Origin of the sequence: Corynebacterium sp. HMSC064H12, assembly GCF_001809925.1 — a bacterium.
GTDB lineage: Bacteria > Actinomycetota > Actinomycetes > Mycobacteriales > Mycobacteriaceae > Corynebacterium > Corynebacterium jeikeium_D.
In genome coordinates, this window is record NZ_KV799363.1 from 1 (window position 1) to 1,374 (window position 1,374).

Genomic DNA, 1,374 nt, shown 5'->3' on the forward strand with positions numbered 1-1,374 from the left:
ATAGATGACGTTGCAGTGGCTCCGGGCAAGCCACATTACCGCGGCATTGTGCTTCTGTCCTTCAGCCCGTTTACGCAGGTAGTAGTCGCGCGATGCGGGATGGCAGTTCGACGCGATCCACGCCGATCGAAACATCGCGTTTTCCAACTGTTTATTGCCGGCCCTGGTGGGAAACTCGCCGCGGACCGACGTACCCGACTGCCGGGTGGTCGGCGCGATGCCGGCGTAAGCGGCCAAGTGCGCGGCATCGGCGAAGTCCTGGCAATCGCCGATGGACAACACGATGTTAGAGGCAGTCGTGATGCCTACGCCGGGCATCGACATCAAGACCTGGGCAAGAGGGAACGATTCGAGCATCTCCTCGACTTGCCCGGCGATCGTGTCGCGCTGTGCTTGAAGCGCTTTGATGTTCGCCGCCAGCTGGGAAATGACCAATTCTGCTGCCGCAGTGCCGGGTACCGTGACAGTTTGCTCGGCAAGGGCAGCGAAAATTGCGTCAACCAGGGCAGCAGGGTCCTTCTTGGCGCGGTTGCGTATCCACTTCAGGACCCGGCCCCGACCTGCGGCGGCCAGTTTTGTCGGACCTTCGTAGTGGATGAGCGAGTCCAGCACCCAGCGTGCGCGAGAGAATCTCACCTGCAAAGACACGCTCGAGTGCGGGGTGAATCTGTGTGAGCACGCTGCGAAGGCGGTTTTTCGTTCGGGTGGCGTCTTTGGCGATGTCGTCGTGGAATCCGGCGAGCATCTTCAGCGCTGCTAGTATCTCGTCGTCGCGGTCGACTGCCCGCAGTGTGTGCAGCATGGTGCGGGCGGTGTCGGCGATGATGAATGCATCCCGGCGGACGGTTTTTGATCGTCCAGGGTAGAAATCGGCTGCTTTTCGCATGGCCAGGCCGGGGAGGTCTCCGACCGTGCAACCGCAGTCGCGGGCCACGGCGATGGGCAGGGCGCCGATCGTGTTGGGTTGATCGACGACCATGAAAACGCTGCCGTGGGCCTGCATGGACGCGAAGATTTCACGCCGTGCGGCTTCGTCTTTGGGCAGTGGATTGTCGTAAATTCTCTCGCCGGTGTTGGTCAGCGCGCAGGCATGGTGGCCGGTTTAGCCGACGTCGAGGCCGATGATGATGTCGGGTTTTGTGGACGGTTCCATGGTGGTGCCCTTCTGTTGCGGCTGGTCACAGGTGTCTTGGACATCCGTTGCAGGCACCCACGTTACGACGAGACCTCTGTTTGGTCCGTGTCCCTATTAGCTGTCAGCGGTTGTCCCCGGTGTCCGGTGGCAACACCCCCGGATTATGGAAATGTTCACGCAGATAAGCCATACCGGGCACGGTGACCGCGCCCCGTGAGGGGGCACCATCACGGTAACGG

Annotated in this window: 1 pseudogene; it reads right to left on the minus strand. The window is 61.4% G+C overall.

The features are described from left to right. A pseudogene (locus HMPREF2681_RS10330) lies at positions 1-1,096 on the minus strand (IS110 family transposase); the annotation flags it as partial. Positions 1,097-1,374 lie beyond the last annotated feature (278 nt).